This is a genomic window from Caballeronia sp., assembly GCF_028292365.1.
Lineage (GTDB): Bacteria > Pseudomonadota > Gammaproteobacteria > Burkholderiales > Burkholderiaceae > Caballeronia.
The window spans coordinates 1-7,389 of sequence record NZ_JAQGMM010000619.1 but is presented as its reverse complement, the minus strand read 5'-3'; the positions used below and the strand labels follow the sequence as shown (position 1 = coordinate 7,389).

Here is a 7,389-nt window from a genome sequence, read left to right as displayed (position 1 = left end):
CTGATATAAGCCCAGGCAGATACTTGCGCTTCTGGGCTTCCGTGCCATTGCGATGAATCTGGTTCACGCACAAGTTGGAATGGGCGCCATACGACAATCCCACCGATGCCGACGCCCGCGAGATCTCTTCCATCGCGACCATGTGCGCGGTGTAGCCCATGTTCGCGCCGCCGTATTCTTCGGAGACCGTCATGCCGAGCACGCCGAGATCGCCGAATTTCTTCCAGAGGTCCATGGGGAACTGATCGGTTTTATCGATTTCTGCCGCGCGCGGCGCAATCTCTTTCGCGGCGAAATGGGCGAGCGAGTCGCGCAACATATCGATGTCTTCGCCCAGGGCGAAATTCAGACCGGGTACGTCGTTCATGCGGGTCTCCTTCAGATTCGGTGTATTGGCTCGAGGTCATCGCAGTGAATGTTTTCGACCCAAATTATGAGTCACACTCACACGCGGCAATTTCCATGATGAACGGGAGTTTCACGCCGAAAGGCACTTCCCGTCAATAGGGATTTGAGCTACGCTCACATCTGGTTCACTAATACGCCCTGCCTTTTATGTCCGCCACTCCCGTCACCGGAAATCGCCGCACGCCCACCGGCGTCAAGTCGCAGCAGCGCGTGAAGGACATTCTTCAGGCAGGGCGCGACGTCTTCGCCGAAAAAGGCTACGACGCCGCCACGAGCGCCGAAATCGCCCAGCGCGCGGGGATTTCAGAGGCAACGGTATTCAGCTATTTCAGCGGCAAGCGGGAGTTGTGCGCGCGGGTGATCGCGGATTGGTATGACGAGATCATCGATGCATTCGAATCCGGCCTGCCCCGTGACGGCAGCGTGCGCCAGCAGTTCGCGTTTATCGTGAGGACGCATTTGCGGCTGATGCTGGTGAACGGAACCGGTTTGTGTGCGCTGGTTTTATCGGAGGGGCGGACGAAACACCATGATCTCAGCGACACGCTCACTGATCTTCAACGCCGCTATACCGCGCCGCTGATGAACGTGCTTGCTCATGGCCAGACAGTCGGTCAGGTGCGCGCCGACTTGCCGCTGCGGCTGATGCGCTCGCTGGTCTTCGGGCCGATGGAACACGTGCTGTGGGACGCGACGCTTGCCAAGCGGCATCTGAGTCAGGCTCAGATCGATACGACGGCCGATGAACTCATCGACGTGCTTTGGACCGCGCTACAGCCCCCTGCTGCCAGCCTGACTGCGCTTGCGCAGTTCAGACAGGACGTGGAAGAAGCATCGCGGCGGTTCGAAGAGGCGGCAAGCGGGGAGAAGTGAGATTGTTGACGCTCGCGGACGCGAGTCGGGCCGACAGTTAGTTGCAAATCTGCGCTTTCGAAACACATCAGCAACCCGCCCATTCGCCGGGCCGAAAACAAAAGACGGTTAGTTGCTAGTTAATAAACCGCCGAGCGATCCGGGCGAGCCGGGGCACGGTTACCGGCCGCAAGAGACGGGCGTCGTAACCGCCCATGCGGCGCTCGTTTTCTGTCAGGCACAGATCGACCAGCGCCCTCGCCGATACCCCGCCGCCCACAGAATCGCCCACGTTCGCGGGAAAATTCATATCCTGCGAGGCGCCGCTGGTGTCGAATCCCCGCGCCAGCGAGATACGGTCGCGGATCAGCGAGAACCACACGCTGGCGGTCTTCATGAGAAACCAGGGCCGCCGGTACCACGGCAAGCTGCGCCGGTACCACGCCACCCAGTTAGCAAAGAACAGGATATGGCGCGCTTCCTCCTGGATCACCGGCTCGAAAGTTTCAACGAGTTCTTCGGGGAAATAACCCGATTGGCGCGCGGCTTCGAATAAGCCGAAGGCAAAGAAACTATCGATACATTCGCTGTAACCCGTGAGCATCCATGCACGCAACGCGTCCTTCGGGGCGGCATACGGCGGCTCGAAAGCGAGTTCAATGCCGTAGGCCTGAACGAGCCGCGACAGCACGATCTTGTGTCGCGCCTCTTCGGCGCCGTTCATGGTGACGGCTTCGCGCAGCAGCGGGTCTTTAATACTGCGTGCAAAGGTCGACACGCGAATCGACGCGCGGCCTTCGGTCTGCACCGCAATATCCCAGATAGGCAGCGACGTAACGCGCTTGAGCACGGCGGCCGCCAACATCGGCCAGTCGATGACGGCGGGCTTATAGGGATTGTGAGTAGTAAGCAGCATCTCGCAGAACATGCGTTTATGTTGTGCGGAGCCAATCTTGATCTGGCCGGTGGATCGATACGTCCAGTGACGCATCGCATAGTCGGCTTCGGCAGGCGTGAGCGTGTCGGACATGGCGTAACGGGAGAATAAGTCGCGTTATGCAGATTTTGGCATAACGCGCGCTTCTGCCGCGATGGCCTGGTCAAGCGCGCCAGGCCATATAGCGTCCTATTGCGACGAGATCACGCTTGAGCGGCGTGATCGAAAAGGTCAATGCGAGATTTGTTCCAGCGCCAGGTCCCGCGTCTTCGGTCCCATCAGTCCAATAGCCAGCATCACCACCACCATCGCGCCGGCGATAAACATAAACACCCCCGTCGTGCCAAACGCCTTCAATACGCCCGCGATAAAGAACGACGTAAAGATGGCCGAAAAGCGGCTCCACGAATACACAAAGCCGACGGCACGCGCGCGGATACTGGTGGGAAAAAGCTCGGTCTGATACGCGTGGAAGCTATACGACATGATGTTGCTGGCGAGCGTCAGGCCCACGCCCATGCAGACCAGCAGCGCCGCGCCCGAGACCTGGCTGAACACCAGTCCGCAGACCACGATCGCACCCGCCATCACGACGATCACGCTCTTGCGCTCGAACTTATCGGCCATGAACAAGCCGATGATTGGCCCGACTGGTGCGGCAAGCGCGATGATCGTCGAGTACATCAGGCTGGTCGTGATCGTGATGCCCTGGTGAATGAGCAGCGTCGGCACCCAGTTGGCGAAACCGTAGAAACCGACCGTCTGGAAGACGTTGAAGATGATCATCATGGTCGCACGCTTGCCGTAGGGCGCGACCCACATATCGCGGAACGAGCCGCGTGTACTAACCGGTTCAGGCGCGGCAGGCGGCGGCAACGGCCGGCCGTATTCTTTCTCGACCTTCGCTTCGAGCGCCGTCATCACCGCGTCCGCTTCGGCGAGCCGCCCTTTTTGCGCGAGCCAGCGCGGACTCTCAGGCAACGCGCGCCGGATAAACCACACGAACAGCGCTCCGTGTGCACCGATCAATACGACCCAGCGCCAGCCATCGAAACCGAAGGGTTTGTTCGGCACCAGCGCGTAAGAAAGGAACGCAACGACCGGCACGGCCATGAAACCAACCGCTTGCTCGCAAGCGAAGGCGCGGCCTCGAATGTGTTTGGGCACCAGTTCGGAGATGTAGGTTCCGATCGTTACCAGCTCCACGCCGATGCCCAACCCCGCCATGAAACGCCAGAAGTTGAGGCCGCCGGCCGTGTCCTGGAACGCCATGATCACATTCGCGGCCGTGTACCAAAGCAGCGAGTACGTGAAGATGGCGCGACGCCCGAAACGATCGGCGAGAAAACCGCATGCAATCGTGCCGATGAACAAGCCGAGGAACAGCGACGCGATGAAACTCGCGACGCCCGTCATGCCGAACAGGCCGACAGTGGTAGACGTGAGAATGCCGCTCTTGACCAGTCCCGGCGCAACGTAGCCGGAGTACAGCAGATCGTAGAGTTCGAAGAAAAACCCGAGGCTCAGCAGGACGACGAGGACCCACATCGAGCGAGTCGCCGGCAGGCGATCAAGCCGTGCGGAGATCGTGCCGGCGCTTAGTGAAATCGAAGCACGAGTGTCATGAACGTAGTCCTGATCAGAGCGGGATTGAGCGAGGTCCTGAGCGGTTGTCATCGATTTATGTCTCCTTGTCCTGGGCGCTTGTAGTGGCCGATCCCGGCCTTCGACGCGCCCTTTTTGTCGCGCGCCCGAGCAGCCGGCCCGGCGCGCATTTTAACGGCGTATTTGCAAATTTGTTACAGACACCGGAACATTCTTCCCCAATCGTAGTTGACAATGATTCTTATTTACAATAAATTCATCGAGCTTACATAAGTGCTTACATTCGCTTTACCGAAGCTAAAAAACCATAACCATCGCTTAACTTAACCAACACACAGTCCGCACATCGATGCGTGCTGCCAGCCAGGTGCTCTCAGTCACCCAGCCAGCTTACGGGCTTGTTTGATCGGGAGAACACACGTGCATCACACTCATCTGGCGCGACGTCCGCTGTCCGCCATGCTGGCCGGCATTTTCGGGGTTGCCGGGCTCTGGACCACCCAGGTCCGCGCGGCAACCGACTTGGCCGTCGTGGTGGCTCAGGACACCGCCGCGCAACACGCTGAACCACGCACCACGGCCAATCTGCTGGACCCTATTAGCGTCACGGCCACGCGCACTGCCACGGCCGCGAGCCGCACGGCGGCCAGTGTCTCGATCATCACGGCCGAGGACCTGGAAGAGCAGCAAGCAGAAAACATCAAGGACGCGCTTCGATACGAGCCCGGCGTCACCGTACGCCGCGCGCCGTACCGGCCGTCGTCGGCCGCGACGGCAGGCGGCCGCGATGGTGACTCGAGCATCAATATCCGCGGCCTGGAAGGTAACCGCATCTTGTTGATGGAGGACGGTATCCGCTTGCCCAACTCGTTCTCGTTCGGACCGCTTGAAGCCGGACGCGGCGACTATGCGGACCTCGGCACGCTGAACCGTATCGAGATCTTGCGCGGACCGGCATCGGCGCTGTATGGCAGCGACGGGCTCACTGGCGCGGTCAACTTCATCACGAAGGATCCGCAGGACCTGCTCGATATCTACGGCAAGAAGACGTATTTCTCGCTGCGCCCGAGCTATGACTCAACGGATCGCAGTTTTGGCGCGACCGTGCAGGCTGCCGGCGGCAACGACATGATCCAGGGCATGGTGATAGCCGATGGACGGCGCGGCCACGAACTCGACAACAAAGGTTCGAACGATTCGTCCGGCCCAGGCCGCACGACACCGAACCCGCAGGATACGTACTCCGAGACGCTGCTGGGCAAGCTCGTTGTGAAACCAACCGCACACGACACGTTCAAGTTCACCGCTGAAACGGTGCGTCAGCGCATCGATACGAACGTGCTTTCCGCGATCAATCCGCCCACCACGCTTGGGTTGACGGGAAATGACCGGCTGGAGCGCAATCGCTATAGCCTCGACTACGATTTCAACAACGACGCCGCGCGTTTCTTCCAGACGGCGCATATGCAGGTCTATTACCAGGATTCGACGCAGGACCAGAAGTCGTACGAAACGCGCGGCTCGCAACCCTCTCGCACTCGCGACAACAGTTATGGCGAGCGCATGATCGGCGGCTCGGCGTTTGCGGAAAGCACCTTTCACACCGGCATCCTGACGCACAAACTGCTCTATGGCGGCGACGGCAGCGTCGATCACATCACGAACCTGCGCAACGGCACGATCCCCGGTGCGGGTGAACCGCCGTTCCCGAACAAGGCGTTCCCCGACACCGACTACACGCTGCTCGGCGCCTTCGTGCAGGATCAGATCAGTTACGGCAAGCTGACCGTCACGCCCGGCCTGCGCTTCGATACCTACAGGCTAAGCGCCAGGACCGGCGATCCGCTATACACCGGCAACCCGGTTTCATCGAGCGACAACGCACTTTCACCGCGCCTCGCAGTGCTATATCAGATATCGCCCGCGTTGATTCCCTATGCGCAATATGCGCACGGGTTCCGCGCGCCGTCGCCGGATCAGGTGAACAATAGCTTCGCGAATCCACTTTACGGCTATACATCGATTGGTAATCCTAATCTAAAGCCAGAGACCAGCGACACCATAGAAGCCGGTTTGCGCGGCAAGCTTGGCACAGGTCTCGGCCCAATGACTTATAGCGCGGCGGCATTTGCCGGACGGTATCGCGACTTCATTTCGCAGCAGACCGTAGGCGGCACCGGACGCCCCACCGATCCGCTCGTGTTCCAGTACGTCAACTATTCGAAGGCTTACATCCACGGCTTCGAAGGACGCGCGGAATGGTTCCTGCCAGCCGGCTTTTCATTGAAGACGGCGATGGCCTTCACAAAAGGCAGCGTCGACAACAACGGCAGTGCCAGTCAGCCGCTCGATACGATCAACCCATTCTCGGCGGTGTTCGGCGTGCGTTACGAACCCAGCGAACGCTGGTTCGCTCAAGCCGACCTGCTGTTCCAGGCCGCGAAGAAATCCAGCGATATCACGCCCAAGAGCTGCACTTCGGCGACCTGCTTCGCGCCGCCTTCGTCGTTCGTTTTGGATCTGCGCGGCGGGTATCGTTTCAATAAGCACGTTGTCGCGTATCTCGGCGTGTTCAATCTCTTCGATCGCAAATACTGGAACTGGTCGGACGTGCGCGGCATCGCCGATTCATCGCCGATCAAGGACGCGTACACCGCGCCCGGAAGAAACGTCTCAGTCAGCATGAAGGTTGATTTCTGATGCTCACTATTTCACTCCCTCCAACCCGCATTTAGAGGACCACGATATGTTGAATACCATTCACTCGGACGCCGCGTCGCTACATCAACTGCGCCACGACTTTCTGACTCTCAAGACCACGCAAAAACTGCGCAACCGCGAGGCGGCGCATGCACTCGGCATCAGCGAGGGCGAAGCGCTGGCCGCGTTCACCGGTGAACATGTAGTGCGGCTGGAACCGAATTTTGTCGAGTTGTTCGAGCAGACGCCGCAACTCGGTGCCGTCATGGTGCTCACCCGCAACGAAGCCGCAGTCCACGAGAAAGACGGCACGTTCGAGGACATGAGCCATGATGGGTTCGTTGGCCTCGTGCTGGGCAGCAAAATCGATCTGCGGGTGTTCTATCGCAACTGGGCGTCGGGTTTTGCGGTGCGTGAGGAGACCTCTCACGGCCTCCAAAAGAGCCTGCAATTCTTTGATCCGCAAGGTCACGCCGTGCACAAGGTATTCCTGCGCGAGCACAGCAACCACGCAGCCTTCGATGCATTGGTCGAGCGCTGGCAAATGCGCGACCAGGTGCCCGGATTGATGCTCGGCGAGATCACACCGCCGCCCGCGATGCTGCCGGACAGTGACATCGACGTACCGGCTTTTCATGCGGCATGGGATGCAATGACGGACACACATCAATTCTTCGGTATCCTGCGTAAATTCAGCCTTGCGCGCACACAGGCGTTACGGCTGGCGGAGCGGCGTTATGCGCAACCGGTCAGGGTAGATGCGCTGCAAGGCCTGCTGGAAAGGGCCGCTGAGACCGAATTGCCGATCATGGTATTCGTGGGAAATCGCGGCATGATCCAGATCCATACGGGTCCGGTCAAAACGATCCGCGTGATGGGGCCGTGGC

6 protein-coding genes are annotated in these 7,389 nt (G+C 59.7%); 3 read left to right on the top strand and 3 right to left on the bottom strand.

What is annotated here, in order from left to right:
• Nucleotides 1-367 (bottom strand): acyl-CoA dehydrogenase family protein (locus tag JWR14_RS36125; protein ID WP_299719130.1); only part of this gene is annotated, 367 nt, incomplete at its 3' end.
• Nucleotides 368-555: 188 nt separating this feature from the next.
• On the opposite strand from JWR14_RS36125, the gene JWR14_RS36120 reads away from it, so the two are divergent.
• On the top strand, nucleotides 556-1,281 hold the full coding sequence (locus JWR14_RS36120) for a TetR/AcrR family transcriptional regulator (RefSeq protein ID WP_299719128.1): 726 nt from the start codon (nucleotides 556-558) through the stop codon (nucleotides 1,279-1,281).
• A 115-nt stretch (nucleotides 1,282-1,396) separates the two neighbouring features.
• Here the strand turns inward: JWR14_RS36120 and JWR14_RS36115 are convergent, their stop codons facing one another.
• On the bottom strand, nucleotides 1,397-2,290 hold the full coding sequence (locus JWR14_RS36115) for a ferritin-like domain-containing protein (RefSeq protein ID WP_299719126.1): 894 nt from the start codon (nucleotides 2,288-2,290) through the stop codon (nucleotides 1,397-1,399).
• Nucleotides 2,291-2,428: 138 nt separating this feature from the next.
• Complete coding sequence (locus JWR14_RS36110) at nucleotides 2,429-3,874, bottom strand: MFS transporter (protein WP_299719124.1); 1,446 nt, start codon at nucleotides 3,872-3,874, stop codon at nucleotides 2,429-2,431.
• A 363-nt stretch (nucleotides 3,875-4,237) separates the two neighbouring features.
• On the opposite strand from JWR14_RS36110, the gene JWR14_RS36105 reads away from it, so the two are divergent.
• The gene (locus JWR14_RS36105) at nucleotides 4,238-6,502 is read left to right on the top strand and encodes a TonB-dependent hemoglobin/transferrin/lactoferrin family receptor (protein ID WP_299719132.1); all 2,265 of its coding nucleotides are present in this window, start codon (nucleotides 4,238-4,240) and stop codon (nucleotides 6,500-6,502) included.
• Nucleotides 6,503-6,548: 46 nt separating this feature from the next.
• Nucleotides 6,549-7,389: ChuX/HutX family heme-like substrate-binding protein (locus JWR14_RS36100; RefSeq protein ID WP_299719122.1), on the top strand; the 841-nt coding region annotated here is incomplete at its 3' end.

What these genes read in the sequence shown, in the direction of transcription:
- JWR14_RS36115 (WP_299719126.1), bottom strand. Translation starts at nt 2,290, where the DNA reads ATGTCCGACACGCTCACGCCTGCCGAAGCCGACTATGCGATGCGTCAC.
- JWR14_RS36110 (WP_299719124.1), bottom strand. Translation starts at nt 3,874, where the DNA reads ATGACAACCGCTCAGGACCTCGCTCAATCCCGCTCTGATCAGGACTAC.
- JWR14_RS36120 (WP_299719128.1), top strand. Translation starts at nt 556, where the DNA reads ATGTCCGCCACTCCCGTCACCGGAAATCGCCGCACGCCCACCGGCGTC.